Genomic DNA, 25,792 nt, shown 5'->3' with positions numbered 1-25,792 from the left:
CGCATGCCTGACCTGACACACGAAGAGCTGACGGAACTGCGCGCCCGGATGGCCGCCTTCATCGACGACGAGGTGATCCCCGCCGAGAAGGCGCTCGCCGGCCGCACCCCCGAGGCCCGCGCCACGCTCACGGCCCTTCAGGAGCGGGCGAAGAAGCTGGACCTGTGGATCCTCGGCCACCCGGCCGAACTCGGCGGCAAGGGATTGCCGTTGTACGAGTTCGCGCTCGTCAACGAGATCATCGGGCGTTCCGAGTACGGCCAGCTGGCCGTCGGCACGTACACCATGCAGGACTCCATCATGCTCGACCTGTACGCCTCACGGGCGCAGCGCGAGCGCTGGCTGAAGCCGCTCATCAATGCCGAGATCAGCCCGAGCGTCGGTCTCACCGAGCCGGAGGTGGCCGGCTCCGACCCCACCCGGATCGCGACGACGGCCGTGCTCGACGGCGACGAGTGGGTGATCAACGGCCACAAGTGGTTCACCACCGGGGCCAGCCGGGCCGCCTTCACGACGGTCTTCGCCCGCACCGACGAGGACGCCGCGAGCCCGCACGGCGCCGTCTCCGCGATCATCGTCCCGGCCGGCACGCCTGGCCTGGAGATCTCCCGCGTCCTGGAGACGATGGGCGACACCGAGGGCGACCACTGCGAACTGCGCCTCACCGACGTACGGGTCCCCGCCGACCATCTCCTCGGCGAGCGCGGCGAGGGGTTCACCATCGCGCAGCGCCGGCTCGGCCCCGGCCGTATCTTCCACTGCATGCGCTGGCTCGGACAGGCGCAGCGCGCCTTCGAGTTGATGGTCGAGCGGGCCAACACCCGTTACGCGCATGGTTCGTTGCTGGCCGAGAAGGGCGAGATCCGGCGTTACGTCGCCGAGTCGGCCGCCGAGATCCAGGCCGCCCGCCTGATGACGCTGGACGCGGCGCGCCGCTACGACCAGGACGGGCAGGCCCGCCTGGAGATCAGCATGGTGAAGTTCTGGGGCGCGCAGGTCCTGCACAACGTCGTCGACCGCGCCATCCAGGTGCACGGCGCGCTGGGCGTCACCGCGGACACCCCGCTGGAGGCCATGTACCGGCGCGCCCGCTACGCGCGCATCTACGACGGCCCCGACGAGGTGCACCGGATGGTCGTCGCGCGCAAGCTGCTCGCCGACGTGAGCAGGGCACCGTGGGCGGGGCTGCCCGCGTGAGTGAAGCGTTGCGGGAGGAGCTACGGGCCCAGCTGGCCGAGTTGTGGATCGGACCCGTGACCGTCGAGGGCTGGCGGCGACTGTCCGGTGGCGCCAGCCGGGACACCTTCTCCCTCGACGCCACGGCGGCCGACGGCATCGCGCACCCCCTGATCCTGCGCTGCGACCCGCCGGTGAAGCCGAGTCCCGAGGTGATGGCGCGGGAGGCCGCGGTCCTGGCCGCGGCGGCCGAGGCCGGGGTGCCCGTGCCCCGGCTCGTCGACCATGGCACCGTTCTCGGCCGCGCCCACCTGCTCATGGAGCGCGTCGAGGGTGAGACGATCCCGCGCCGTCTGCTGCGGGACGAGCGGTTCACGGCCGTGCGCCCGAAGCTGGCGCGCGAACTCGGCCGCATCCTCGCGCGCATCCACACGATCCCCGTCGCGTCCGTCCCGGACCTGCCCGAGGTTGACCCGCTCCATCACCTGGCCGATCTCTACCGCCAGTTCGACGACCCGCGTCCGGCGCTCGAAGTCGGTCTTCGGTGGCTCGCCGATCACCAACCGCCGACCGGCCGCCCGCCCTGCGTCGTGCACGGCGACTTCCGCAACGGCAATCTCATGATCGACGAGACGGGCGTGCGCGCCGTCCTCGACTGGGAGCTCACCCACGTCGGAGATCCCGTCGAGGACCTGGGCTGGCTGTGCGTCAAGGCATGGCGGTTCGGGTCGCCGGAGCCGGTCGGCGGCTTCGGCCCTCGCGAGGAACTGCTCGCCGGATACGCCGAGATCGCCGGTACCCGCCCGGGCGAGAACGAGCTCCACTGGTGGGAGGTGTACGGCACGCTCCGCTGGGCGGTGCTGTGCCGCATGCAGGCCGAGCGCTTCCTGTCCTGCGCCGAACAGGCCGTCGAGTACGCCGTGTTGGGGCGCAAGGTCTGCGAGCAGGAGTACGACGTGCTGCTCGCGCTCGGCGCCGCCGAACCCGGCCCCGTGCCCGACGTCCTCGCCGGCCGCGACGACACCACCGCCGCTCCCCCGCACGACCGGCCCGGTGCCGACGCGCTGTTGCGCTCCGTCCAGACCTTCCTGACCGAGGAGACGGCGGGCGATCCCCGGCTGCGCTTCCTGTCGAAGGTGGCGGCCAACGCCGTCGCCATCGCCCGCCGCGAGGCGCTGCTCGCGCCCGCCCAGGCCGAGACCCACGCCCGCCGCCTGGCCCTGCTCGGCCTCGCCGACGACCGCGCCCTCGCGGAGGCGATCCGCGACGGGGCCGCGCCGGCGGACGACGCGGCGGTCCTGGAAGCCGTACGAGGAGGCGTCACGGACAAGCTGGCGGTCGCCAACCCGGCGTACGCGGCACAGGTCGCCCGATGACCGCCGCCCCGAACCCGTAGGAACGAGAACCGAGGAGCACACGCATGACCAGCACAAGGACCGCCCCCGAAACGGCTCAGCGGGTGACGGTCACCGTGACCGACGGCGTCGCCGACGTACGGCTCAACCGGCCCGAGAAGCGCAACGCGCTCGACCCGGCCATGTTCGAGGCGCTCGTCGCCACGGGCGAACGGCTGAAGACCGAAGAGGGCGTCAGGGCCGTGGTGTTGTCCGGTGCGGGGCCCGACTTCTGCGCCGGGCTCGACTTCACCTCCTTCCAGGCGATGCGGGACGGGGAGCGCCTTTCGGGGCTCGCCGCGCTGCCGCCGTCGGACGGGCCCGCGCAGGCGGCCGGGCAGCGCGCCGCGTACGTCTGGGCCGAGCTGCCCGTGCCGGTGATCGCCGCGCTGCGCGGCAACGCGCTCGGCGGCGGGCTGCAGATCGCGCTCGGCGCCGACATCCGCATCGTCGCGCCGGATGCCCGGCTGAGCGTGTTCGAGGTGGCGTGGGGCCTGGTGCCCGACATGACGGGAACCCAGCTGCTGCCCGAGCTCGTCGGCCGCGACGTGGCGAAGGTACTGACCTTCACCGCCCGGACCGTGGGCGGCGAGGAGGCCGCACGCATCGGCCTTGCCACCTACACGGCGGACGACCCGGTGGCCGCCGCGCTGGAGACCGCGGGCCGGATCGCCGCGCAGAGCCCGCACGCCGTACGCGCCTCCAAGCGGCTCCTCGACCTCGCCGGCCGCACCGACCTCGCGACCGGCTTCGCCGAGGAACAGAAGGAGATCGGCGCGCTCATCGGCAGCCCGAACCAGGTCGAGGCGGTGGCCGCCCGCTTCGAGAAACGGGCACCCCGCTTCACCGACAGCTGACTCCCTTTACGCACTACGGACTTGAGGACTTGAGGACAACGACATGACTGACGCTCAGCGGGCCACCGGAGCCACCGACGTGGGCACCGACTTCACGCAGATCCAGCTGCGGATCGCCGACCACGTCGCCACCATCACCCTGCACCGGCCCGAGCGGCTGAACGCCTTCACGCACATCATGGCCGAGGAGCTGATCGCCGCGTTCGACGTGACCGACGCCGACGACACGGTCCGGGCCGTGGTCGTGACCGGCGCGGGGCGTGGGTTCTGCGCGGGCGCCGACCTGGCGGGCGGCGCGTCCACGTTCGACCACCGGGCGGCCGGACGGGAGGGCGGGCGTACGGACTTCGGCACCATCGACGGCGCGCCGCGCGACGGTGGCGGGTGCGTGGCGCTGCGCATCGCCGCCAGCGTGAAACCGGTCATCGTGGCGGTCAACGGGCCCGCGGTGGGCGTCGGTTCGACGATGACGCTCCCTGCCGACATCCGGATCGCCGCCGAGTCGGCCCGCTTCGGCTTCGTCTTCGCCCGCCGCGGTCTGGTCCCGGAGGCGGCGTCCAGCTGGTTCCTGCCGCGGGTCGTGGGCATCTCGCAGGCGATGGAGTGGGTGGCCACCGGCCGGCTCTTCGACGCGGCCGAGGCGCTCGCCGGGCGCCTCGTCTCACGGGTCGTCCCGGACGGCGAACTCCTGCCGACCGCGTACGCGTTGGCCGCCGAGATCGCCGAGAACACCTCCGCCGTCTCGGTCGCCCACGCGCGCCGCCTGATGTGGTCGATGCTCGGCGCGGCCTCACCGTGGGACGCGCACCGCCTCGACTCGGCGGCCATGGTCCGCCTGGGCCAGGGGCTCGACGCAGCCGAGGGCGTCACCTCATTCCTGGAAAAGCGCCCACCGAAGTTCCCGGCAACCCTCGCAGACCACGCGGACACCCTGCCCGCGTGGCCGGAGCCGCCGGAGGACGTGCGCTGAGCACACCTCTGGTGCCGCGTTCGCTACGCCGCCTCGGACAGCGCGTCGAGACGCTCGCGCTGCTCCCGGGGCAGCTGGAGGGATTCCGCGGCGACGTTCTCCTCCAGGTGGTCCAGGCGGGCGGTGCCGGGGATGGGGGGGGACGCCCGGTGAGTGGCCGAGGAGCCACGCCAGAGCCACCTGGGTGGGAGTGGCGTCGAGTTCCGCCGCCACGGCAACGCTAACAGGGAAGTTGACCTCAACATCGGTGCCCCGATCGGTGTCGATCGGTGTCCAGCGCCGTCAAAGCCCTCCGAGGTCGCCCACCGCCTCGTACGCGGCCTCGCTCTGCCGCAGGACCTGACGTTCCAGTTCCTGGACCGGCAGTTCGTTCTCGCCCATCACGCCCGCCGCGAAGCGGGCCGCGACCCCGGCTCCGATGCACGCCGAGCGCCAGCGGGAGAACGCCACGTAGTACGGCAGTTGGGACACGTCGACGCTGGAGGCCTTCGCGTAGGCGTCGATCAGGTCGGCGCGGCCGCAGAAGCCGGGGGCGGCGCTCGGTCCGGCCGTCGTCGGCGGGACCGTGTCGCCCGGCTGCTCCCAGGTCGAGACGAGCCAGCCGAGGTCGGCCAACGGGTCGCCCAGCGTGGCGAGTTCCCAGTCGAACACGGCGATCACCGTGCCGTCGGGCGCGAAGGAGAGGTTGCCCGGGCGGAAGTCGCCGTGCACGATTCCCGTGCGCTGCGCCGGTACGCGGGCGAGCAGCGCGTCGTGCACCGTGTCGAGGAGCTTCAGGTCGGGTGCGCCCGAGCGGTGCACCTGCCGCTGCCAGCGGTGCAGTTGACGTTCGACGTAGCCGCGGGGGCGCGCCATGTCGCCCAGGCCGACCTCGGCTGGGTCGAGCTCGTGCAGCGCGGCGAGAACCTCGACGAGGCTCGTGCCGGCCCGACGACGGGCCCGCTCCGGCCAGTCGCGTACGGCGTCCTGTTCGGCGCCCACCGTGCCGTCGACGAAGTCCATTACGTAGAACTCCGCCCCGGTGACCGAGGCGTCCGCACAGTAGGCGAGCGGGGTGGGCACCGGTACCGCGGTGGGGGCCAGGGCGGTCTGGAAGCGCCACTCACGGCTCATGTCGTGCGCGGTACTCAGGACGCCGCCCGTCGGCGGCCTGCGCAGCGCCCGCACCGTGCCGCTCACATCGGTCACCCGGTAGGTGAGGTTCGAGCGGCCGCCGGACACGAGGTCGAAGGTGAGCGGAGGGACGACGCCGGGGACGTGTGCGGCCACCCACTCGGCCACCGCGGGCTCGACGCCTGCCGTCGTCATGCCCGGCCCTGTCGCTCGGCCGGCTGCGCGTAGCGTGCCTTGAGTTTTCCCTTGACCAGCTTGCCCGTTGGTGTGCGCGGCAGTTCGTCCACGAAGTCGACGCTGCGCGGCGCCTTGTAGTGCGCGATCCGTTCCCGTACGTACGCGATCAGGCGCTCCTCCAGGTCGGGGCCCGGTGTCACGCCCGGCGCGGGCTGCGCCACCGCCTTGACCGCCTCGCCCATCTCCGGGTCGGGGACACCGATCACCGCGACATCGGTGATGTCGGGGTGCAGGGCGAGGATGTTCTCGATCTCCTGCGGGTAGATGTTCACCCCGCCGGAGATGATCATGAAGGTCTGGCGGTCGGTGAGGAAGAGGTAGCCGTCCTCGTCAAGATGGCCCACGTCTCCGAGCGTCACCCAGTCCGTGTGCTCCGGGTGTTGGGCGCCCTTGGTCTTGTCGGCGTCGCCGAGGTACTCGAAGGTGCCGTCACCCTCCCGCGCGAAGTAGACCGTGCCGGTCTCCCCCGCGGCCAGCACGCGCCCCTCGTCGTCGCAGATCCGCGGCTGCCCGAGGATGGGCCGGCCCACCGAGCCCGGCTTGGTCAGCCACCCCTCGGAGGTGATCAGCGTCATCCCGATGCCCTCGGTGGCGGAGTAGTACTCGTACAGCTTCGGCCCCCACCAGTCGATCATCGCGCGCTTGACGTCCGGCGGGCAGGGCGCGGCGGCGTGCACGACGATCTTGTGGCTGGAGAGGTCGTAGGCGGTGCGGACCTTCTCGGGCAGCCGCAGCAGGCGGATGAAGTGGGTCGGCACCCATTGGCTGTGCGTGATTTGGTAGCGCTCGATGGCGCGCAGCGCGTCCTCGGGGTCGAAGCGCTCCATCATGACGACCGTTCCGCCGAGCGCGTGCACGGAGGCGCCGTAGCGCAGCGGCGCCGCGTGGTAGACGGGCGCGGGCGACAGGTACACCGAGTCCTTGTCGAAGCCGTAGAACAGGCGCAGCAGTTCGACCAACGTGTCGCCCGGCTCACCGACCTGGCGGTCCGGCAGCTCGGGGCGGATGCCCTTGGGGCGGCCGGTGGTTCCGGAGGAGTAGAGCAGGTCGGCGCCGCGCGGCTGGTCGGCCGGCGGCTCGGCGGACGCCCCCGCGAGCGCGACCGCGTAGTCCTCGTACCCGTCGACGCTCCCGCCGTAGGCGAGCCGTACGCGCACGGTGGCGGGGATCAGGCCCGCGACGTCCCGCGCCAGATCGGCCAGGGCGTCCGAGACGACCAGCGCGGCGGCGCCGGAGTCGCCCACGATGTACGCGATCTCGGGCGCGGACAGATGGTGGTTGACGAGGGTGATGTAGAGGCCGGAGCGGACCGCCGCCCAGTAGACCTCGTACGCGTGGATCGAGTTGTCGGTCAGCAGGGCGACCACGTCGCCGCGGCGCAGGCCCGCCTCCCGGAACACATGGGCGAGCCGGACGGAGCGTTCGTCCAGCTCCCCGTACGTCAGCTGTTCGCCGGTCGACGCCATGATGACGGCGGGCCGCTGCGGATCGGTCTGGGCATGGGCACCTGGATACACGGGACGCCTTTCGCATGGACGTGGACGCCGGTGGCCGTGGACTCTTTCTAAGTCACCCCGCGAGGCGGCAGCAAGACGTACGACGGAATGAATTGATCGTTCGTTCAGGGCGGGCGGGCACGGCTCAACTTCCCTCGGACCGGCCGGAGTCGGCGGCCGTCCAGCGGCGGAAGGCCCGCATGAAGCTCGACGGCTCCGAGTAGCCGAGCCGGTGCGCCAGCTCGGCCGCGGACAGCCGCTCGTCCCGCAGACCGTCCTGTACGAGGGTGAGCCGTACGTCGTCGAGCAGGCGCCGGTAGGTGGTGCCCTCGGCCGCGAGCCTGCGGCGCAGGGTGCGCGAGGTGATGTTCATCCGGCGCGCGATGTGCTCGATGCCGGGGTCGGGGCCGCCGCCCGCCAGCAGCTGCCTGCGCACCGTGCGGGCCGCGCCGCTCGCGCCCGCCCGCTGCGCCACGAGGCGTTCGCACAGCTCCCGGCAGATCTGCGCGGTGTGCGGATTCCCGTGCGGCAGCGGGCTGTCGAGGATGCCGTTGTCGTAGACGAGGGCGGTCGTCGCGGCGCCGTAGCGGACCGGCGCGTCGAGCACCGTGGGCCGCGCGGCGCCCGGCGGCTCGGGGAAGGCGAGGTCGACGCGGCGCAGCGGGACGGGCGGGCCGCCGGCGAACACCTGGCGGCCGAGGACGATGTTGGCGGCGCAGTCCCGTTCGACGAGGAAGCGCCGTACGTCGGCGGGGATCCGGCCGCCGTCCATGCGGTGCAGGACGTCGCCCGCCGCGTCCACGACGGCGCTGTGCCGGGCGAAGCCGAAGGTGAGCGCCGAGTACCGCAGCCCGTACCGGAACACCTCGCGCATCGTCGGGGCGCTGAGCAGCGCGTAGCCGAACAGGCCGAACGTGGTGACGTGGTAGCGGGCACCGACCTCGATGCCGAGTCCCGGGCGGTCGCCGAGCCCGTGCAGCAGATTGCGGACGACGGCGATCTCCTGCGAGGCCTCGACGAGGTGGTGCGGGTCGCCGAGCGAGGCCGCTTCGATGCCCGTGCCCGCGAGGCAGTCGGCCGCGGCAAGGTCCTGTTCCGCGGCGAAGTCGAGCAGCAGGACGACGCCCGAGGCGGCGCGCGGAAAGTCCCAGTCGGTGAATCCCTCGGCGATCACCTCCGGCTGCGCGGCAGCCGTGTCCACCGGCACGGTCATGACCGGCCCTCCGTTTCCCGCTGTCACACGGCCAACGCCCGTACCCGTCAGGGGAGTTCATGACAGCACGGTGCTCTCGGCGGCCACAACCCGGCTGCGTGTCCGAATCTGTCCCGGCCTTGTCCGCTTTGGTCATGGAGGCGCTCGGGCGTGCCGCCCTAGCGTGAGGCAAGTGTGTCCGGCCCTGTCCGGCCGTCCGGTGGTTCGTGACGAGGGCGCGGTCGGGCGCGGCAATGTTGCCGAAGCAGGGAGGATGCGCATGCAGACCAAGGGAGCCCTGCTCCACAAGCCCGGCGAGGACTGGACGGTCGAGCCGATCGAGGTCGGCGACCCGGTCGCGGGCGAGGTGCAACTGCGCCTGGCCGCCTCGGGCCTGTGCCACTCCGACGAGCACTTCCGGGGCGGGGCGAACCTCGCCGCCTCCTACCCGCTTCTCGGCGGGCACGAGGGCGCTGGTGTCGTGACGAAGGTCGGCCCCGGTGTCGCCGGCGTCGAGGTGGGCGACCACGCCGTCCTCGGCTTCATCCCGGCCTGTGGTGTCTGCCGCCCCTGTTCGCAGGGTCTGCAGAACCTGTGCGACCAGGGCGCCAACCTGCTCACCGGGCAGTCCATCGCCGACAACACCTTCCGCACGCGCACCGCGGGCGGCGCCCCGGTCACGCCGATGTGTCTGCTGGGCACGTTCGCCCCGTACGTCACCGTCAGCCAGTCCTCCGTCATCAAGATCGAGAAGGACGTGCCGCTGGAGGCGGCCGCACTGCTGGGCTGCGGCGTCTCCACGGGCTGGGGCTCCGCCGTCTCCATCGGCAACACCCGGCCGGGCGACACGGTCGTGATCGTGGGTGTCGGCGGCGTCGGCATCAACGCGGTGCAGGGCGCGGCGGCGGCCGGCGCGCGGTTCGTGATCGCGGTGGACCCGGTCGAGTTCAAGCGGGACAAGGCACGGGAGTTCGGCGCCACGCACACCTTCGCCTCCATGGAGGAGGCCGCGGGTCCTGTCGCGGAGCTGACCTGGGGCGCGCAGGCCCACACCGTCATCCTGACCGTCGGTGAACTGCAGGGCGACCAGCTGGCCCCGGCGCTCGCGATGACCGCCAAGGGCGGCCAGGTCGTCGTGACGGCCATCGCCGACATGACGCAGATCGACGCCAAGGTCGGCCTCTTCGACCTGGCGCTGATGCAGAAGCGGATCCAGGGCGCCATCTTCGGCGGCATCAGCCCGCGCACCCAGATCCCCCGCCTCCTCGAGCAGTACCGCACCGGGCAGCTCAAGCTGGACGAACTCACCACGCGCACCTACCGCCTGGAGGAGATCAACCAGGGTTACCAGGACATGCGGGACGGCAAGAACCTGCGCGGCGTGGTCCGTTACACAGACGCGGATTACTGAGCCAGGACCGGCCGACGAGGGGCGGGTCCCTGGAGGGTCACAGGCCGCCCCGTTCGCTCACCTGGCGGGCCACGTCGCGGAGCTTGACGTTGTTCTCCTGCGAGTAGCGGCGCAGCGTGGCGAACGCCTCCGCTTCGGTCAGGTCGTGGCCGGCCATCAGGATGCCCATGGCCTCACCGATGATGTGTCGGGTCTCCACGGCGCGGTACAGGGAGGCGTGTTCGCGGGCGCTGGCGAAGGCCACGGCGGCGTGCGAGGCGAGGAGCCAGCCGGCGGTCTCACTGGCCTCCGTGAACGCTCCCGGCTTCTTGGAGTAGATGTTGAGAGCCCCGAGGTCGCCCTCGTTCTCGGTGTAGAGCAGGAAGCCCATCATGCTGCCGATACCGAGCTCGTGGGCGCGCGGGGCGTACTCGCGCCAGCGTGTCGTCTCGGTCGAGAGGTCCTTGAGGCGGAACACGGGGTGTCCGGTGCGCGCCGCGTCGAAGCACGGTCCCTCGCGGAGGCGGCCCTGGAGCCGGTCGCTGTCGACGACGAGTTGATCGGTGGCGGCCAGCGTTTCGACCTCGCCCTTGCGCAGGACGAGGATGCCCGCCGAGTCGCAGCCCTCGACCTGGTCGACGGCCCATGTGGTGATCTTGTGCAGCGTCGCGTCCACGGACTCCTGTGCCAGGAGCTCGCGCGCCATGGACGCCATATTCAGGGCGAAATCACGCCATTCCATGTCGTGCTCCTCGGCTTCGGGGTACGTACGTTCCTTGCGACGGGCCAAGCCTGCCACGTCCGCCCCGACCGGAACCTGTCGCGGTCCGGGGCGGACGTGGCAGGCTTGGCCCCACCACACACCGAATGGTCGGTCGGCAATTGAGCGGGAGGGGAAGCCGGCGTGAGGGAAGACAGCGTGACGGAATCCGGCGAACTGGGCCCCGCAGAGCGCATGTTCGCTGCGGACCTCGCCTCCCAGCTCCTCGGCATCGAACTCCTGGAGCACGGCACGGGACATGCCACGCTCCGGATGAAGGTGACGGCGTCGATGGTCAACGGCCACGGCATCGCCCACGGCGGCTACATGTTCCTCTTCGCCGACACGGCCTTCGCCTGCGCCTGCAACAGCGAGGGCCCCGTCACCGTGGCCTCCGGAGCCGACATCACCTTCGTCGCGCCCGCACACGAGGGCGACGTGCTGGTGGCCACCGCCCACGAGGTCACCCGCTTCGGCCGCAGCGGCCTCTACGACGTGCGCGTGACGCGCGAGGAGTCGGTGATCGCCGAGTTCCGGGGGCGCAGCCGCAGCGTTGCTAGAGGCCCAGGTCGCTGAGGCCCGGGTGGTCGTCGGGGCGACGGCCGAGCGGCCAGTGGAAGGCGCGGTCCTTCTCGGCGATCGGCAGGTCGTTGATGGAGGCGTGGCGCCTTCGCATCAACCCGTTGTCGTCGAACTCCCAGTTCTCATTGCCGTACGCGCGCTTCCAGTTGCCCGCGTCGTCGTGACACTCGTACGCGAAACGGACCGCGATGCGGTGGCCGTCGAACGCCCACAACTCCTTGATCAGCCGGTAGTCGAGCTCCTGGTTCCACTTGCGCGTGAGGAAGGCGACGATGTCGGCGCGCCCGGCCGGGAATTCGGCGCGATTGCGCCACTGGCTGTCCGGCGTGTAGGCGAGCGAGACGCGCTGCGGGTCACGGGTGTTCCAGGCGTCCTCCGCCAGACGCACCTTCTGCACGGCCGTCTCGCGCGTGAACGGCGGAAGCGGCGGGCGGGCGGTGGCGGAGTCGTCCGGCGTGGCGGTGTGGTCGGTCAAACTCTGCTCACTCCTTCTGTCGTGGCCAGGACGCGCCCGCACCGCCCCCGGTCTCAGAGCAGTTCGAGCACCGTCGCGTTGGCCATGCCGCCGCCCTCGCACATGGACTGCAGACCGTAGCGGATGCCGTTGTCCTTCATGTGGTGCACCAGCGTGGTCATCAGGCGGGCGCCGGAGCCGCCGAGGGGGTGGCCGAGGGCCATCGCGCCGCCGTTGGGGTTCAGGCGGGCGTAGTCGGCGCCGGTCTGGCGCTGCCAGCCGAGGGAGACGGAGGCGAAGGCCTCGTTGATCTCGTACGTGCCGATCTCGTCGAGCGAGAGGCCCGCGCGCCGCAGGACCTTGGCGGTGGCCGGGATCGGGCCCTTGAGCATGGTGATCGGGTCGACGCCGGTGACGGTGCCGGTATGGAAGCGGGCCAGCGGCGTCCAGCCGTTGCGCGCGGCCACCTCGGACGTGGTGACGAGGAGGGCGGCGGCGCCGTCGGAGATCTGCGAGGCGTTGCCCGCCGAGATGACCCCGTCCTCCTTGAACGGCGTCTTCAGCGCGGACAGCTTCTCGACCGTCGTGCCGCGCCGTACACCCTCGTCGGTGTCGAAGAGCGTGCCGTCGGCGAGGGTGACCGGGGTGATCTGGTTCTTGAAGCGGCCCTCGTCGATGGCGCGGGCGGCCTTCTCGTGCGAGTCGGCGGCGTGCTGGTCGAGCTCGGCGCGGGTGAGTCCGAACTCCTCGGCGATCATCTCGGCGCCGACGCCCTGGTTGAAGACGACGTGGTCGTAGCGCTCGCCGACGAGCGGGCCGAACGGCTTGCCGGCCTGGCCGCCCGCGCGCGAGGAGCCCATCGGGACGCGGGACATGGACTCGACGCCGCCCGCGATGGCGATGTCGTACTGACCGGCGATGACCCCGGCGGCGGCCTGGTGCACGGACTGCTGCGAGGAGCCGCACTGGCGGTCGATGGTCAGGCCCGGCACGGACTCGGGCCAGCCGGCGGCGAGCACCGCGAACCGGCCGACGCCGCCCGCCTGCTCGCCGACCTGGGACACGCAGCCCCAGATGACGTCGTCGACGGTGGCCGGGTCGAGGCCGTTGCGCTCGGCGAGGGCCTTCAGGACATGGGCGGAGAGGTCGACGGGGTGGACGTCGGAGAGCGCGCCGCCCGGCTTGCCCTTGCCGACGGGGGTCCGTACGGCGTCGACTATGACTGCGTCACGCATGGTGAACTCCTCAACGTAATAAGGGGGTTGGCGCGGTTTGCGGGCGGCCTACTTGGGGGCCATGCGGATGGCGCCGTCGAGGCGGATGGTCTCGCCGTTGAGCATCGGGTTGGTGACGATCGACTCGACCATGTGCGCGTACTCGGCCGGCTGTCCGAGGCGGGCCGGGTGCGGCACCTGCGCGCCGAGCGAGTCCTTGGCCTCCTGCGGCAGCCGGCCGAGCAGCGGCGTCTCGAACAGGCCGGGCGCGATGGTCATCACGCGGATGTTCATCCGGGCGAGGTCGCGGGCGATGGGCAGCGTCATGCCGACGATGCCGCCCTTGGACGCCGAGTACGCGCACTGGCCGATCTGCCCGTCGAACGCGGCCACCGAGGCGGTGTTGACGATGACGCCGCGCTCGCCCTCGACCGGTTCGTTGCCTGTCATGGCCTGGGCGGCGAGGCGGATGACGTTGAAGGTGCCGATCAGGTTGATCTCGACGACCTTGCGGAAGGTGTCGAGGACGTACGGGCCCTCCTTGCCGACCGTGCGCCCGGCGGAGCCGATGCCCGCGCAGTTGACGGTGACGCGCAGCGGGGCGAGCGCGACGGCTGCCTCGACGGCGGCGGTGGCGTCGGCCTCGCTGGTGACGTCGCCGGCGACGAAGGTGGCGCCGATCTCCTTGGCGACGTTCTCCCCGTCGGAGGTGGGCAGGTCGAAGATGACGACCTTGGCACCCGTGGCGAGGAGCCGCTCGGCGGTGGCGCGCCCGAGGCCGGAGGCGCCACCGGTGATCAGGGCGGAGGACTGGGCGTCGATCTGCATGGCAGGTCCCTTGTTCGTCGTGGCGGTGGAGAAGGGGAGAAGGGTCAGAGGCCGAGCGACTTGGCGATGATGGTCTTCATCACCTCGTTGGTGCCGCCGTAGATGCGCGAGACACGGGTGTCGGCGTACAGGCGAGCGATCGGGTACTCGGTGACGTAGCCGTAACCGCCGTGCAGCTGAAGGCACTTGTCGATGACACGGCCCGCGACCTCCGTGCAGAACAGCTTCGCCTTCGCGGCGTCGGCGACGGACAGCTCGCCCTCGTCGTGCAGTTCGAGGGCGCGGTCGGCCATCAACTGTGCGGCCTCGACCTCGGTGGCGCACTCGGCGAGCACGAACTTGGTGTTCTGGAAGTGGGCGACCGGCTTGCCGAAGACCGTGCGCTCCTTCACGTAGTCGGTGGCGAAGCGCAGCGCCGCAGCGGCCGTCCCCGAACCGCCCAGGGCGATCATCAGGCGTTCCTGGGCGAGATTGTGGGACAGGTAGGAGAATCCCTTGCCCGCCTCGCCCAGCAGGTTCTCGGCCGGCACCTTGACGTCCACGAAGGCGAGTTCGGCGGTGTCGGACGCCTTGAGCCCGATCTTCTGGAGCTTGCGGCCGACGGAGAAGCCCTCGCTCGCGGACTCCACGACGAGGATCGACAGGCCGCCGCGGCGGTCCTCGGGATCGTAGGGCGCGGTGCGCGCGACGACGAGGACCAGGTCGGCGAGGGCACCACCGGTGATGAACGTCTTGGCGCCGTTGAGGACGTAGTGCGTGCCGTCGGCGGAGCGTTCGGCCCTGGTCTGGATGTTGGCGAGGTCGGATCCGGTGCCGGGCTCGGTCATGGCGATCGCCGTCATGAGGTCACCTGAGGCGAAGCCGGGCAGCCAGCGCTCCTTCTGTTCCTGCGTGGCGTACGTCAGCAGGTACGGCAGGATCAGATTCGAGTGCACCGAGTAGTTGCCGAAGGTGACACCGGCCCGCGTCGTCTCCTCGACCGCGACGGCCGCGAACTTGAGGCTGGCCTCGCCCGCGCCGCCGAACTCCTCCGGCACCTGGATGCCGAGCACGCCCAGCTCGCCGAGCCTGCGGTAGAAGTCGCGCGGCGGGTGCCCCTGTTCCTCCCACTCCTGGTGGACGGGGGTGACTTCCTTGGCGATGAAGTCCCGCAGCATCCGGCGGAACGCCTCGTGGTCCTCGTTGAACAGCGTACGGCGCACAGCGGCCCCTTCTGCCTGTGTAGAACGATCGTTAAGTTACGTCGGCCGACGGGCCCTGACAACCCGTCCCCGTGGATCTTTCACCCGCGCGTCACGAGACACCGCGCGGCACATGGAGGAGCGCCTCCTGGGTGACCGAGGCGACCAACTCACCTTCTCTGGTCCAGAATTGGCCCTGCGCCAGGGTCCTGCCGTCACCGGCGACGACGCTGTGGCACGCGAACAGCAGCCACTCGTCGACGCGCACCGGGCGGTGGAACCACATGGCGTGGTCGAGCGAGGCCAGCGCGATGCCGCGGGGTCGTGGCTCGCCGTAGGCCACCAGGGCGGTGGGGGCGAGCGGGGCGTCGCAGATGTAGGCGAGGACGCAGGCGTGCAGGCCCGGGTCGTCGGGCATGGCGCCGACCGTGCGCAACCAGACGTAGCGGTCGATGCGTCCGGCGTCGGGGTCCCGCTCCAGCGGCACTTCGCGGTACGCGGTCGAGGTGTACAGCGGATGGTCGTGCGGGCGGTGCGTCCAGCCTTCGGACAGGCCCTCGGGTCCCGGCACCTCGGGCATGCCGGGCTGGCGCCAACTGCCGGCCGGCTGCTGCTGCTTGAACGAGACGCTCATGGCAAGGGACTCCTTGCCGTCCTGGACGCCGGTCACCTGCCGCATCGAGTAGCTGCGCCCGTCGCGCACCACCTCGGGCGTGAAGCGCACGGGCCGCTCGGGCGACAGGGCGCGCAGGAAGTAGGCGTGCAGCGAGTGCACGACCCGGTCCTCGTCCACGCTGCGCCGGGCGGCGTCCAGGGCCTGGGCGAGGACGGCGCCGCCGTAACTGCGGGCGGCGGCGCGGCCGGAGTGGCAGTACCCCTCGTAGGCGCCGTCGCCGACCGCCTCGACCTGGACGTGTCTGCCCTTCCCCAGCTCGCCGAGGGCGGCAGGGGCCGCGATGTCCGCCTCCCCGGACGCGTCCCGGGCCGTCGCCTCGTCGACCATGCCGCCGCTCACGCCTGTGTCACTCCCGCTCCGTCGGCGGCCGCGTACCGCTGCCGCAGGTCCGTCTTGAGGATCTTCCCGGCGGCCGAGACCGGAAGGGCTTCCAGGAAGTGGATCTCCCGCAGCCGCTGGTACGGGGCGACGTGCTCGGCCACGAACGCCATGAGTTTCTCGGCCAGTTCGGGGCCCGCCCGATGCCCGGAGCGCAGCACGACGTACGCGACGGGGATCTCGCCGACCCCGGACCGCGGCGCGCCGATGACGCTGGCGCCCGCGACGGCGGGGTGCCGGTGGAGCAGGTCCTCCAGCGGCGTCGGATAGACGTTGTACCCCTTGTAGATCAGCATGTCCTTGGCCCGCCCGACCAGGTACAGCCAGCCGTCCTCGTCGACGCGCCCCAGGTCGCCGGTGCGCAGCCAGCCGTCCTGGAACTGCTCGGCCGTCAGGTCGGGGTGACCCTGGTAGCCGTCGGTGATCTGCGGGCCGCGCGCCCACACCTCGCCGGTCCCGCCGACGGGCAGGGCGGGGCCGCAGCCGAGTTCCCTGATCTCGACCTCGGTGTCGAAGACCGGGGCGCCGACGCTGCCCTCGGGCACCGGGTTGTCGTCCACCAGCGGGTGCGCGGCGAGCGCCATGGTGGCCTCGGTGAGCCCGTATCCCTCGACGATCGTGGCGTTCGGGAAGAGCGTGGCGAGGCGGTGCATGGTGTCCGTGTCGACGGGCGCGGCGCCGGAGTTGACGCTGCGCACCGAGGAGAGGTCGAGCTTCTCGACGCCGGGCAGGGCGAGCAGGGCGTGGAAAAGGGCGGGCGAGCCGGGCACGGTGGTGACGCCGTGCTCCTCGATGAGCCGCACGAACCGGCGGGGTTCGAAGCGGCCCGCCATCACGACCGTGCTGGCCACCGCCACGCTGACGGACTGACCGACGAGCCCCATGGCGTGGAAGAGCGGGGCGAGCGCCACGGCGGTGGCCTCGCCCAGGTTCAGGGTGTGTGCGGTCCGGGCCGCGGGCACGGATGCGAGCGCCACCCGGCCCGCGCCGTCGGTGCCGGGCACGGCGGCGCCGCGCCAGCAGGCCATCTGGAGGGCGTTCGCCAGGACGTTGCGGTGCAGCACGCGGACCGCCTTGGAGCGCCCTGTCGTGCCTCCGGTGAAGGCCAGGTGTGCCAGATCGTCCCCGCCGACGGCCACCCGCTCCCCCGGCTCGGCCGCCAGCAGCTCTTCAAGTGGTACGCCGCCGGGCTCGGCGCCCTCGTCGGCGGCGGGCGCGGTGGCCGTCGCCGGGACGAGGACGGTCAGGCGGAGGCCCGGCGCGGCGGCCTTCGTGAGCGCGGGCGCGGTCACCGGGTGGGTGAACGCGGCGACGGCCCGCGCCTCGTCGAGCTGCTCGCGCAATGCCGCGGGCGGCAGGGCCGGGTTGAGGGGCACGACGACCGCGCCGGCCAGCAGGACGGCGTAGTACGAGACGGTGAACCAGGCCGAGTTGGGCTGGTGCAGCGCGACGGCGTCGCCGTGCCCGACGCCCCGTGCGCGCAGTCCGGCGGCCAGCCGCAGCGCGGTGTCGTACATCTCGCTGTAGGTGAAGGTGAGTTCGCCGTCGCGCAGGGCCGTGCGGTCGGGGTGGCGGTGGGCGGTTCCGGCGAGCAGGTCGCCGACGGCGGCGTCGGGGTAGCTGAGGCTCTGGGGCATGCCCGGGGGCACGTAGCGCGTCGTCAACCGACGATTCCCTTCTCGCGGAGTGTGTCGATGTCGTCGGGGGCGAGTCCGGCCAGTGTGGTGAGGACCTCCGTGGTGTCGGCGCCGACGCACGGGGCGGGGGCGGGCTCGCCGGGTGGTGTGGTGGTGAAGCGCGGCGCGGGCGAGGGTTCGGGACCGCCGTGGGGGCCGCGCCGGTAGGTCGAGCGGGCGCTGTTGTGGGGGTGCTCGGGCGCCTCGTTCAGCGACAGGACCGGGGACACGCAGGCGCCCTGCCCGTCGAAGGCGCGGGCCCATTCGTCGCGGGTGCGTGTGGCGAAGAGGCGCGCCAACTCGTCCTTCATCAAAGCCCAGTTGGCACGGTCGTGCTGGCGCGCGAACCGCTCGTCGTCTACGAGGTCCAGGACGCGCAGCAGCGCCGCGTAGAACTGCGGCTCGATGGCGCCGACGGCGACGTGCCGGTCGTCGGCGCAGCGGTACACGGCATAGAAGGGGGCGCCGCCGTCGAGCATGTTGACGCCGCGCCGGTCCTGCCAGCCGCCCTTGGCCAGGAACCCGTACGTCATGGCGAGCAGCAGCGCGGTGCCGTCGGTCATGGCGGCGTCGACGACCTGTCCCACGCCGCTGGTGCGGGCGTGCAGCAGCGCGCTTACGAGGCCGAGCGCGAGCAGCATGCCGCCCCCGCCGAAGTCGCCCACGAGGTTGAGCGGCGGCACGGGGTCCCCGTCGGCGGGCCCCATGGTGTGCAACGCCCCTGCTACGGCTATGTAGTTGATGTCGTGCCCGGGCTCCTGGGCGAGCGGACCGTCCTGCCCCCAGCCGGTCATCCGCCCGTACACGAGCTTCGGGTTCGCGGCGAGCAGGACGTCGGGGCCGAGGCCGAGGCGTTCGGCGACGCCGGGCCGGAACCCCTCGATGACGGCGTCGGAGCGCCCGATCAACTCCCGTACGAGGGCGGCACCTTCGGTGTCCTTGAGGTTGACGGCGACGGAGCTGCGGCCCCGCAGGATGACGGGGTGGGGGCTGTCCTTCCCGGTCTCTGCGGGGCGGTCGACCCTGATGACCTCGGCGCCGAGGTCGGCGAGCAGCATCCCGCAGAACGGGGCGGGCCCGATGCCGCCCAGCTCCACGATCCGGATCCCGGCGAGCGGTCCGGCGCTCACCGGCCGGTCCAGCGCGGGGCGCGCTTCTCGGCGAAGGCGCGGGCCCCTTCACGCGCGTCGTCGGATTCCATCACCGGTCCCGCGATCTCCCGCATGCGCTGCCACTCCTCGTCCGCGGGCCAGTTGGGCGCGTTCGCGACGATCTCCTTGGTGGCGCGGACGGCGAGCGGTCCGTTGGCTGCGATGGCGCGGGCGAGTGCGAGCGCGCCGTCGAGCGCGGCGCCGGGTTCGGTGACCCGGTTGACGAGGCCGTAGGTGTGGGCGCGGGCGGCGTCCAGGAAGTCGCCGGTCAGGGCGATCTCCAGGGCGACGGAGTACGGGATGCGCCGCGGCAGCCGCAACAGCCCGCCCGCCGCGGCGACGAGCCCCCGCTTGACCTCGGGTATCCCGAACTTGGCGTCGCTCGCCGCCACGACCATGTCGCAGGCGAGCGCGATCTCGCAGCCGCCGGCCAGGGCGTATCCCTCGACGGCGGCGACGATCGGCTTGCGCGGCGGCGCCTCGGTGATGCCGGCGAGGCCGCGTCCCTCGATGCTCGGGGTCTCGCCCGTGAGGAACGCCTTGAGGTCCATCCCGGAGCAGAAGCTGCCGCCCGCGCCGGTGATCACGCCGACCACCTGGTCGTCCCTGCGGTCGAGTTCGTCGAGCGCGGCGGCCACGCCTTCGGCGACGACACGGTTGACCGCGTTGCGGGCCTCGGGGCGGTTGAGCGTGATGACGGTGATCCCGTCGGCACGGAATTCGCTGAGCACGGCGTCGGTCATTGCGGGGCTCCCGGAGTGGGTCGCGGACTGCGTACGCTGCGACGGAGCGGCCGACGACCGCTCCGCCCGGCACGGCTCGGCCTCACCCACCCCGCATTGAACATTCGTTAAGCTACGAGGGTGGGTGCCGGGCTGTCCAGACCCGTGATCAATTCCGGGGGACGGCAGGGGTGTTCGCGCCGCGCGGCCGCCTGGAGGGAACTGTCGGCCCGTCAGCGGCGCGTGACGAGGACCGGGCAGTCCCCGTGGTGCAGCAGCGCCTGGCTGACCGAGCCGAGCAGCAGCCCCTGGAAGCCGCCCCGGCCGCGCGCGCCGACCACGAGGAGGCTCGCCTCCTGCGAGGTCTCGATCAGGCTCGGGCGCACCCGGCCGTGCACCGAGCGCGCCTCCACCTCGACATCGGGGTGGCGGATCCGGCCGGCGGCCAGCGCCCCGGACAGCGTCTGCTCGCTGTCCTCGCGCAGCTTGTCCGTGTCGTACCAGAGCGGCGCGGGGGCGCCGGGGCCCGCGGGGCCCGTGCCGCTCCAGGTGTTCCACACGTGCACGGCGAGCAGCTCCGCCCCGCGGTGCGCGGCCTCGTCGAAGGCCTCCTCGACCGCCGTCTTCGCAGCGTCCGAGCCGTCGACGGCGACCGCGACGGGGCCCTCCGGCCGGGCTCGGCCGCGTACGACGAGGACCGGGCAGTCCGCGTGCGCGGCGAGGTGCACGGCGACCGAGCCGATCAGCAGGCCGGAGAAGGCGCCCAGGCCGCGGCTGCCGACGACGATCAGGTCGGCGTCGCGCGAGCGGGCGGCCAGGACGGTGAGCGCTTCGCCCGTGACGACTTCGCCCTCGACCGGGGCGAGGCCGGGCTCCTCGGTGCGGACCCGCTCGACCGCCGCCGCCACGATCTCCTCGGCCCGACGGCGCAGGGCCGGCTCCGCCGTCTCCTCGGACGACGAGCCGTGCCGAAACTTCAGCATCGGCCAGGTGAACGCGTTCAGGACGCGCACACCGAGCCCGCGCCGCCGCGCCTCGTGAGCGGCGACCGCGACCGCCTCCAGGCTCGAATCCGATCCATCGGCCCCGACCAGCACGTGGCCCGCCATGTGTGCGCTCCCTCGTCGGCTCTGCCGTCCTGCCTGCGTGGCTCCGCTCTCCAGACTGACCCGGGGAGCGGTCGCTCGCACGGCGGGGCGGCCGGGAGCCCTGCGCGTACGGCGGCGTTCGGACCCGGCATCCAGGCCCGAACGCCGCCGTCAACCGCTCACTCGTGAACCGCTCACTCGTGGTCCTCGATCTCGATGTCGCCCGATCGCGTCGGCACCGCGTCCAGCTCGGCCAGCGTCGCCGCGTCGAGGGCGAGCGCGCCCGCTTCGACGTTCGCCGCGAGGTGGTCGGCGTTCGCGGTGCCCGGGATCAGCAGGACGTTCGGGGCGTGGTGCAGCAGCCAGGCGAGGCCGACCTGGGCCGGGGACGCGCCCAGCTTCTCGGCGGCCGCGGTGACGGCGGGCTCGTCCGTGACCTTGGGCATGCCGGGGAAGGCGCTGCCCAGCGGGAAGTAGGGCACCCAGGCGATGCCCTCGTCGAGGCAGAGCCGCAGCATCTCCTCGTCGCCGCGGGCCACGAGGCTGTAGGCGTTCTGTACGCAGGCGATCCCGGCGGGCAGGCCCCGGCGCAGTTCGTCGATGCCCACATTGCTGAGCCCGATGGCGCCGATCTTGCCCTCGTCGCGCAGGGCGGTCATGACGGCGAGCTGGTCGTCGATGTCGACGATCTGGTCGCCCTCGGCCCGCAGTCCGGGGCCTGTCTCGGCGCGGCGCAGGTTGACCAGTGGGACCTGGTCGACGCCGAGGCTCTTGAGGTTGTCCTCGACGCCGGCCCGCAGTTCCTCGGGCCGTTGGGCGAGCCGCAGCGGCAGCGGTCCTTCGGAGTCGGGGGTGGCGCCGACCTTGCTGACGACGAGGACGTCGTCCTCGGGGCGCAGCGCCTCGCGGATGATCTCGTTGGAGAAACCGTGCCCGTAGAACTGGGCGGTGTCGATGTGGTCGATGCCCAGCTCGACGGCGCGGCGCAGCAGCGCGACGGCCGCGGCGCGGTCCGGGTCCAGGCGGGGCATCTGCATCGCGCCGAATCCGACGCGCGAGACGTCCCGGCCGAAGAGCCGTCCGGCGCCGCCGGGGCGCGGGGTGCCGTTCGCGGTGACGGCGGAGGGTGAGGAAGTGGAGGGAGAGGAAGCAGAAGAAGACGCGGAAGAGGTCATGGGAATCCCGCCTCGTGCGAAGATAGAGGAAACGGAGGAACCTCCGTTACGTCGAAGGTAGCACAACCGGAGGAGCCTCCGCTTTGCCTGCGTCCACGAATGACCCGAACCCGGCGCCCAGCGGGGGCAAGGCCGACCGCCCCGCCCGCGCGGACGCGCGCCGCAACCGGGAGAGACTCCTCACCACCGCCCGTACCGCCTTCACCCGGGACGACACGACGGTGGCGCTGGAGGCGATCGCCCGGGAGGCGGGGGTCGGCATCGGCACCCTCTACCGGCACTTCCCCACCCGTGAGGCCCTCGTCGAGGCCGTCTACTCCGCCGAGCTGGACGCCGTGACCGACGCCGTCGAACCCCTGCTCGGCGAGCTGCCGCCGCAGGACGCGCTGCGGGCATGGATGAACCGGTACGCGGACCTCGTCACGACGAAGCGCGCGATGGCCGGCAGCCTCGCTCTCGCCCCGGCCTCCGGGCGTGGCGTCACGGCGAACACCCGGGAGCGGCTGACCGCCGCGGTCACCTCGTTCCTGGACGCCGGCTCGCGCGCGGGCACGCTGCGCGGCGACGTACCCGCCGACGACGTGATCACCATGCTGCTCGGCGTGTTCCTGTCCACGACGGCGGGCGACCGCGCGGACCGCGTCGGTCCGCTGCTCGACCTCGTGGTGGACGCACTGCGCCCGTGCGAGGAGACGGACACCGGGGCCGCGTCCGCGTAGCTCCACCCCTACCCCCGGCCGCGTGGCCGATCAGCACCGCATGCGTATCCCGCACACGTTTCGCATCGCACTCGTCGGCAAGGCACCCCACGGACGATGATCACTACGTGGGGAGGCCAGATGCGGACAGTCGGTCACAGCGCCGGCCGGGACGACAGCACGGACCCCGGGGCGGGAGGTTCGCGGCGGCGGGTGCTGCTCGCCGCGGGGGCGACCTCCGCGGCCGCGCTCATCGGCGGATGCGGCACGTCCGGGGCCGACGACCGGCCCTCCGGTACCGAGAAGGCGGCACGCGGACCCTCGAAGTCCTCGCGGTCCCCCTCACCCAGCCCCACCCACCACCGCCCCGAACTGCCGCGCGGCGGGCGCCGGTTGTTCCCCGAGCACCGGCTCGTCGGCTACTGCGGGCTGCCGGGCGCGACCGCGCTCGGCCGGCTCGGCACGGGTGACCTCGACGACCGTGTCGCGGAGCTCGAACGGCGCGGGCGCGCGTACGCCGACGGCCGCCGCGTGCTGCCCGTCCTCGAACTGCTCGCCACCGTCGCCAACCCCGGCGCGGGCCCCGACGGCACGTACCGCACGCGCACGCCCGACGAGACGATCCGCACCTTCCACGAGGCCGCGCGCCGACACAAGGCGCTGCTGCTGCTCAACATCCAACCCGGCCGCGCGGACGCCCTCGACGAGGTGAAGGCCCTGGAGAAGTGGCTCGTCCGGCCGGACGTGGGCATCGCACTCGACCCCGAGTGGGAGATGGATACCGGCCAGATCCCCGGCGACACGTACGGACACACCAGCGGGTCCGAACTCACCCGGATCGCCGACCATCTCGCCTCGCTCGTGGACCACCACGACCTGCCGGAGAAGGCGTTCGTCTACCACCAGGTCGCGGAGTCGGTCGTCCACGACGAAGCGGCGCTCGACGTCCCCGACGGAGTAGCCGTGATCAAGAGTGCCGACGGCATAGGCAGCCCCCAGCTCAAACGGCACACCTGGGACCGCCTGGTCGACAAGATGCCCGACCGGCTCCGCACCGGTTTCAAGCTGTTCCTCGAGGAGGACACCGAGGGCGGCACCCACCTGATGACCCCCGACCAGGTCCTCGGCCTGCGCCCGCGCCCGTCGTACGTGATGTACGAGTGAGGCCGGTCTTCTGGGTGGCGCCCAGCTCGATCATCCTGCGCCCCTCCCCCCGAGGCTGACCCGGGGGCTATTGATATCGCGGACCTCTCAATACCCTGCAACAAGATATTTGTGGGGTATGGGGTCCGCTCCCTACGCTGAAGCGCAACGAGGGCCCCGCCGATCCGCAACAAAGGGGCAGTCGGATGGAATTGAGGCACCTGCGCTACTTCGCGGCCGTCGCCGAGACACGTCACTTCGGCAAGGCCGCGCAGGCGCTGCACATGGCTCAGCCGCCGCTCTCCCAGGCGATCCGTCGCCTGGAGACGGAACTGGGTGTGGAGCTGTTCACCCGCACCACCCGGCAGGTGTCCCTGACCGGCGCGGGCGAGGTGTTCCGCACCGATGTGGAGCGCATCCTCAAATCCGTCGACGAGGCGGTGGCCCGCGTGGGTCGGTTCGCCACCGGCGTCGAGGGGGTGCTCCGGGTCGGCCTGACCGGGTCCGCCTCGTACCGCCAACTGCCGTCCCTGGCACGGCTGGTGAAACAGGAGATGCCGCACGTACGGATGGAGGTGCACACGGAGATGCTGACGCCCGCCCAGGAGCTCGGCCTCATCGAGCGGCGCCTCGACGTCGGCGTGCTGCGCCCGCCCATCCGCCAGGAGGGCATCGCGCACCGGCTGATCGCCGACGAGCCGCTCATCGCGGCCGTACCGGAGGGTCACCGGCTCGCCGAAGCCCAGGACATCCGCGTCGAGCAGCTGCGCCACGAGGACTTCATCATGTACGGCGCGACGCTCGGCTCCGTCGTCAACGACGCCGTCGTCCGCTCCTGCCTGGCCTCGGGTTTCTATCCGCACCGCGCGTACGAGGTCACCGAGACCTCGGCCGCGCTCGCCCTGGTCGCCGCCGGTCTCGGGGTGGCGGTGCTGCCCGCCTCGATCCGCTCCGCGCCCCGCGAGGGCGTCGTGTGCCGGGCGATCGAGGACGCGCTGACCGTGCCGCTGGCACTGGCCTGGCGCCCCGAGGACGAGACACCACTGATCCGGCAGCTCCTTGACGTCCTGGAGCGGCACGACCTGCTTGCGAGAGAGACCGAGGAAACCCTATGAGGACCGAGGGAATGCCATGAAGATCGTCAAGGTGGAGGCCATTCCCTTTGCCATTCCCTACGTCAAGCCGCTGCGTTTCGCGAGCGGCGAGGTGCACACCGCCGACCACGTACTGGTCCGCGTGCACACCGACGAGGGCCTGGTGGGAACCGCCGAGGCGCCGCCGCGCCCCTACACGTACGGCGAGACGCAGGAGTCCGTCGTCGCGGTGATCGAGAAGATCTTCACGCCGCAGATCCTCGGACTCACCGTCCTGGAACGGGAGATGGTGCACGCCCGCCTCGACCGGACCGTGGGCAACCCGGCCGCCAAGGCCGCCATCGACATGGCCCTGTGGGACCTGCTCGGCCAGCACGCGGGACTGCCGGTGTCCGGCCTTCTCGGCGGCTTCGGCGACCGGATGCGCGTCAGCCACATGGTCGGCTTCGCCCCGGCCGACGCGATGGTCGCCGAGGCCGAACGGATCCGGGACACGTACGGCATCACCACCTTCAAGGTGAAGGTCGGCCGCAACCCGTACTCCGAGGACGTCGCCGCCTGCCGGGCGCTGCGTACGGCACTCGGCCCGGACGTGGAGCTCTACGTCGACGGCAACCGCGGCTGGTCGCCGTCCGACGCGGCCCGCGCCCTGCGCGAGATGGCCGACCTGGACCTGACGTTCGCGGAGGAACTCTGCCCCGCCGACGACGTGTTGGGGCGGCGGTGGCTCGTCGCGCAGAGCCAGGTCCCCTTCATCGCCGACGAGAGCGCGACCCGGGCAGCCGAGGTCACCCGCGAGCTGCTCAGTGGCTCGGCGACCGCCATCAGCATCAAGACCGCCCGCACCGGTTTCACCGCCTCCCAGCGGGTGCTGCACCAGTGCGAGGGCCTCGGCGTCGAGGTGGTGATGGGCAATCAGATCGACGGGCAGATCGGCACGTTGTGCTCCGTCGCGTTCGGCGCCGCCCACCGCACTTCCTCGCTGCACGCCGGTGAACTCTCCAACTTCCTCGACATGTCCGACGACCTGCTCACCGAGCCGCTCACCATCGCGGACGGGACGCTGCGCGTCCGCGAGGGCGCGGGCCTCGGGATCGACATCGACCCCGAGAAGCTGGCCCGCTACCGCCAGGACGTCTGACACACC

24 protein-coding genes and 1 pseudogene are annotated in these 25,792 nt (G+C 72.0%); 10 read left to right on the top strand and 15 right to left on the bottom strand.

What is annotated here, in order from left to right:
- Positions 1-3 precede the first annotated feature (3 nt).
- Genes OG746_RS23750 through OG746_RS23735 form a run of 4 tightly spaced genes read left to right on the top strand, consistent with a single transcriptional unit; the run spans position 4 to position 4,397 of the window.
- Complete coding sequence (locus tag OG746_RS23750; protein WP_266717657.1) at positions 4-1,197, top strand: acyl-CoA dehydrogenase family protein; 1,194 nt, start codon at positions 4-6, stop codon at positions 1,195-1,197.
- Positions 1,194-2,552: a phosphotransferase family protein gene (locus OG746_RS23745; protein WP_266717655.1), complete on the top strand. Its 1,359-nt coding sequence runs from the start codon at positions 1,194-1,196 to the stop codon at positions 2,550-2,552. The genes OG746_RS23750 and OG746_RS23745 overlap by 4 nt, the downstream gene beginning before the upstream one ends.
- A gap of 44 nt (positions 2,553-2,596) precedes the next feature.
- Positions 2,597-3,427, top strand: coding sequence for a crotonase/enoyl-CoA hydratase family protein (locus OG746_RS23740; RefSeq protein ID WP_266717654.1), 831 nt, complete (start codon positions 2,597-2,599; stop codon positions 3,425-3,427).
- 43 nt (positions 3,428-3,470) lie between these two features.
- Positions 3,471-4,397 (top strand): enoyl-CoA hydratase-related protein, encoded by a 927-nt coding sequence (locus tag OG746_RS23735; protein WP_266717652.1) that lies wholly within the window; start codon positions 3,471-3,473, stop codon positions 4,395-4,397.
- Positions 4,398-4,420: 23 nt separating this feature from the next.
- On the opposite strand, the pseudogene OG746_RS23730 reads toward OG746_RS23735, so the two are convergent.
- The 4 genes and pseudogenes from OG746_RS23730 to OG746_RS23715 form a co-directional block, all read right to left on the bottom strand.
- A pseudogene (locus OG746_RS23730) lies at positions 4,421-4,622 on the bottom strand (aldo/keto reductase); the annotation flags it as partial.
- 57 nt (positions 4,623-4,679) lie between these two features.
- Positions 4,680-5,705 carry a phosphotransferase family protein gene (locus OG746_RS23725; RefSeq protein WP_266717650.1) on the bottom strand — a complete coding sequence of 342 codons (1,026 nt, stop codon included), beginning with the start codon at positions 5,703-5,705 and terminating at the stop codon, positions 4,680-4,682.
- A complete protein-coding gene (locus OG746_RS23720) occupies positions 5,702-7,264 on the bottom strand; it encodes an acyl-CoA synthetase (protein ID WP_266717648.1) in 1,563 nt (520 codons plus the stop codon). Before OG746_RS23720 ends, OG746_RS23725 begins: the two co-directional genes overlap by 4 nt.
- A 124-nt stretch (positions 7,265-7,388) precedes the next feature.
- Positions 7,389-8,456 carry an AraC family transcriptional regulator gene (locus OG746_RS23715; RefSeq protein WP_266717646.1) on the bottom strand — a complete coding sequence of 356 codons (1,068 nt, stop codon included), beginning with the start codon at positions 8,454-8,456 and terminating at the stop codon, positions 7,389-7,391.
- 259 nt (positions 8,457-8,715) lie between these two features.
- Here OG746_RS23715 and OG746_RS23710 point away from each other — a divergent pair, with 259 nt between their 5' ends.
- Positions 8,716-9,846 (top strand): NDMA-dependent alcohol dehydrogenase, encoded by a 1,131-nt coding sequence (locus OG746_RS23710; protein WP_266717644.1) that lies wholly within the window; start codon positions 8,716-8,718, stop codon positions 9,844-9,846.
- Positions 9,847-9,883: 37 nt separating this feature from the next.
- Here OG746_RS23710 and OG746_RS23705 read toward each other — a convergent pair whose 3' ends face one another.
- Positions 9,884-10,567 (bottom strand): GAF and ANTAR domain-containing protein, encoded by a 684-nt coding sequence (locus OG746_RS23705; RefSeq protein ID WP_266717642.1) that lies wholly within the window; start codon positions 10,565-10,567, stop codon positions 9,884-9,886.
- Between the two features lie 213 nt (positions 10,568-10,780).
- On the opposite strand from OG746_RS23705, the gene paaI reads away from it, so the two are divergent.
- Positions 10,781-11,161 (top strand): hydroxyphenylacetyl-CoA thioesterase PaaI, encoded by a 381-nt coding sequence (paaI, locus tag OG746_RS23700; RefSeq protein WP_266719152.1) that lies wholly within the window; start codon positions 10,781-10,783, stop codon positions 11,159-11,161.
- On the opposite strand, the gene OG746_RS23695 is transcribed toward paaI, so the two are convergent.
- The 10 genes from OG746_RS23695 to OG746_RS23650 form a co-directional block, all read right to left on the bottom strand.
- Positions 11,142-11,642, bottom strand: a complete 501-nt coding sequence (locus OG746_RS23695; protein WP_266717640.1) for a nuclear transport factor 2 family protein — start codon at positions 11,640-11,642, stop codon at positions 11,142-11,144. The genes paaI and OG746_RS23695 overlap by 20 nt on opposite strands.
- Before the next feature lie 53 nt (positions 11,643-11,695).
- The gene (locus OG746_RS23690; RefSeq protein ID WP_266717638.1) at positions 11,696-12,856 is read right to left on the bottom strand and encodes a thiolase family protein; all 1,161 of its coding nucleotides are present in this window, start codon (positions 12,854-12,856) and stop codon (positions 11,696-11,698) included.
- 48 nt (positions 12,857-12,904) lie between these two features.
- Positions 12,905-13,663, bottom strand: coding sequence for a 3-hydroxyacyl-CoA dehydrogenase (locus OG746_RS23685; RefSeq protein ID WP_266717636.1), 759 nt, complete (start codon positions 13,661-13,663; stop codon positions 12,905-12,907).
- A gap of 44 nt (positions 13,664-13,707) precedes the next feature.
- Entirely contained in the window at positions 13,708-14,865 is a 1,158-nt protein-coding gene (locus OG746_RS23680) for an acyl-CoA dehydrogenase family protein (RefSeq protein WP_266717634.1), read from the bottom strand.
- A gap of 91 nt (positions 14,866-14,956) precedes the next feature.
- Positions 14,957-15,859 (bottom strand): acyl-CoA thioesterase, encoded by a 903-nt coding sequence (locus tag OG746_RS23675; protein ID WP_266717633.1) that lies wholly within the window; start codon positions 15,857-15,859, stop codon positions 14,957-14,959.
- Entirely contained in the window at positions 15,856-17,535 is a 1,680-nt protein-coding gene (locus OG746_RS23670) for a class I adenylate-forming enzyme family protein (RefSeq protein ID WP_266717631.1), read from the bottom strand. Before OG746_RS23670 ends, OG746_RS23675 begins: the two co-directional genes overlap by 4 nt.
- 23 nt (positions 17,536-17,558) lie before the next feature.
- Positions 17,559-18,704 carry a CaiB/BaiF CoA transferase family protein gene (locus OG746_RS23665; protein WP_266717629.1) on the bottom strand — a complete coding sequence of 382 codons (1,146 nt, stop codon included), beginning with the start codon at positions 18,702-18,704 and terminating at the stop codon, positions 17,559-17,561.
- Positions 18,701-19,468: a crotonase/enoyl-CoA hydratase family protein gene (locus OG746_RS23660; RefSeq protein ID WP_266717627.1), complete on the bottom strand. Its 768-nt coding sequence runs from the start codon at positions 19,466-19,468 to the stop codon at positions 18,701-18,703. Before OG746_RS23660 ends, OG746_RS23665 begins: the two co-directional genes overlap by 4 nt.
- Before the next feature lie 212 nt (positions 19,469-19,680).
- Positions 19,681-20,556 (bottom strand): universal stress protein, encoded by an 876-nt coding sequence (locus tag OG746_RS23655; protein WP_266717625.1) that lies wholly within the window; start codon positions 20,554-20,556, stop codon positions 19,681-19,683.
- A gap of 173 nt (positions 20,557-20,729) precedes the next feature.
- The gene (locus OG746_RS23650; RefSeq protein ID WP_266717623.1) at positions 20,730-21,710 is read right to left on the bottom strand and encodes an aldo/keto reductase; all 981 of its coding nucleotides are present in this window, start codon (positions 21,708-21,710) and stop codon (positions 20,730-20,732) included.
- Between the two features lie 83 nt (positions 21,711-21,793).
- Here OG746_RS23650 and OG746_RS23645 point away from each other — a divergent pair, with 83 nt between their 5' ends.
- The 4 genes from OG746_RS23645 to OG746_RS23630 all read left to right on the top strand — a co-directional run bounded on the left by OG746_RS23645 (position 21,794) and on the right by OG746_RS23630 (position 25,786).
- A complete protein-coding gene (locus OG746_RS23645) occupies positions 21,794-22,429 on the top strand; it encodes a TetR/AcrR family transcriptional regulator (RefSeq protein ID WP_266717622.1) in 636 nt (211 codons plus the stop codon).
- A 120-nt stretch (positions 22,430-22,549) separates the two neighbouring features.
- On the top strand, positions 22,550-23,572 hold the full coding sequence (locus OG746_RS23640; protein ID WP_266717620.1) for a hypothetical protein: 1,023 nt from the start codon (positions 22,550-22,552) through the stop codon (positions 23,570-23,572).
- 185 nt (positions 23,573-23,757) lie between these two features.
- Complete coding sequence (locus OG746_RS23635; RefSeq protein WP_266717618.1) at positions 23,758-24,666, top strand: LysR substrate-binding domain-containing protein; 909 nt, start codon at positions 23,758-23,760, stop codon at positions 24,664-24,666.
- 16 nt (positions 24,667-24,682) lie between these two features.
- Entirely contained in the window at positions 24,683-25,786 is a 1,104-nt protein-coding gene (locus OG746_RS23630; RefSeq protein WP_266717616.1) for a mandelate racemase/muconate lactonizing enzyme family protein, read from the top strand.
- The last annotated feature ends 6 nt before the right edge of the window (positions 25,787-25,792 follow it).

Source organism: Streptomyces sp. NBC_01016 (assembly GCF_026341035.1).
Lineage (GTDB): Bacteria > Actinomycetota > Actinomycetes > Streptomycetales > Streptomycetaceae > Streptomyces.
Note: the sequence above shows the minus strand (reverse complement) of the source record. Positions and strands in the feature narration are given on the sequence as shown.

What these genes read in the sequence shown, in the direction of transcription:
- OG746_RS23750 (WP_266717657.1), top strand. Translation starts at nt 4, where the DNA reads ATGCCTGACCTGACACACGAAGAGCTGACGGAACTGCGCGCCCGGATG.
- OG746_RS23740 (WP_266717654.1), top strand. Translation starts at nt 2,597, where the DNA reads ATGACCAGCACAAGGACCGCCCCCGAAACGGCTCAGCGGGTGACGGTC.
- OG746_RS23735 (WP_266717652.1), top strand. Translation starts at nt 3,471, where the DNA reads ATGACTGACGCTCAGCGGGCCACCGGAGCCACCGACGTGGGCACCGAC.
- OG746_RS23725 (WP_266717650.1), bottom strand. Translation starts at nt 5,705, where the DNA reads ATGACGACGGCAGGCGTCGAGCCCGCGGTGGCCGAGTGGGTGGCCGCA.
- OG746_RS23715 (WP_266717646.1), bottom strand. Translation starts at nt 8,456, where the DNA reads ATGACCGTGCCGGTGGACACGGCTGCCGCGCAGCCGGAGGTGATCGCC.
- OG746_RS23710 (WP_266717644.1), top strand. Translation starts at nt 8,716, where the DNA reads ATGCAGACCAAGGGAGCCCTGCTCCACAAGCCCGGCGAGGACTGGACG.
- OG746_RS23705 (WP_266717642.1), bottom strand. Translation starts at nt 10,567, where the DNA reads ATGGAATGGCGTGATTTCGCCCTGAATATGGCGTCCATGGCGCGCGAG.
- paaI (WP_266719152.1), top strand. Translation starts at nt 10,781, where the DNA reads ATGTTCGCTGCGGACCTCGCCTCCCAGCTCCTCGGCATCGAACTCCTG.
- OG746_RS23690 (WP_266717638.1), bottom strand. Translation starts at nt 12,856, where the DNA reads ATGCGTGACGCAGTCATAGTCGACGCCGTACGGACCCCCGTCGGCAAG.
- OG746_RS23685 (WP_266717636.1), bottom strand. Translation starts at nt 13,663, where the DNA reads ATGCAGATCGACGCCCAGTCCTCCGCCCTGATCACCGGTGGCGCCTCC.
- OG746_RS23670 (WP_266717631.1), bottom strand. Translation starts at nt 17,535, where the DNA reads ATGCCCCAGAGCCTCAGCTACCCCGACGCCGCCGTCGGCGACCTGCTC.
- OG746_RS23660 (WP_266717627.1), bottom strand. Translation starts at nt 19,468, where the DNA reads ATGACCGACGCCGTGCTCAGCGAATTCCGTGCCGACGGGATCACCGTC.
- OG746_RS23655 (WP_266717625.1), bottom strand. Translation starts at nt 20,556, where the DNA reads ATGGCGGGCCACGTGCTGGTCGGGGCCGATGGATCGGATTCGAGCCTG.
- OG746_RS23650 (WP_266717623.1), bottom strand. Translation starts at nt 21,710, where the DNA reads ATGACCTCTTCCGCGTCTTCTTCTGCTTCCTCTCCCTCCACTTCCTCA.
- OG746_RS23640 (WP_266717620.1), top strand. Translation starts at nt 22,550, where the DNA reads ATGCGGACAGTCGGTCACAGCGCCGGCCGGGACGACAGCACGGACCCC.
- OG746_RS23635 (WP_266717618.1), top strand. Translation starts at nt 23,758, where the DNA reads ATGGAATTGAGGCACCTGCGCTACTTCGCGGCCGTCGCCGAGACACGT.
- OG746_RS23630 (WP_266717616.1), top strand. Translation starts at nt 24,683, where the DNA reads ATGAAGATCGTCAAGGTGGAGGCCATTCCCTTTGCCATTCCCTACGTC.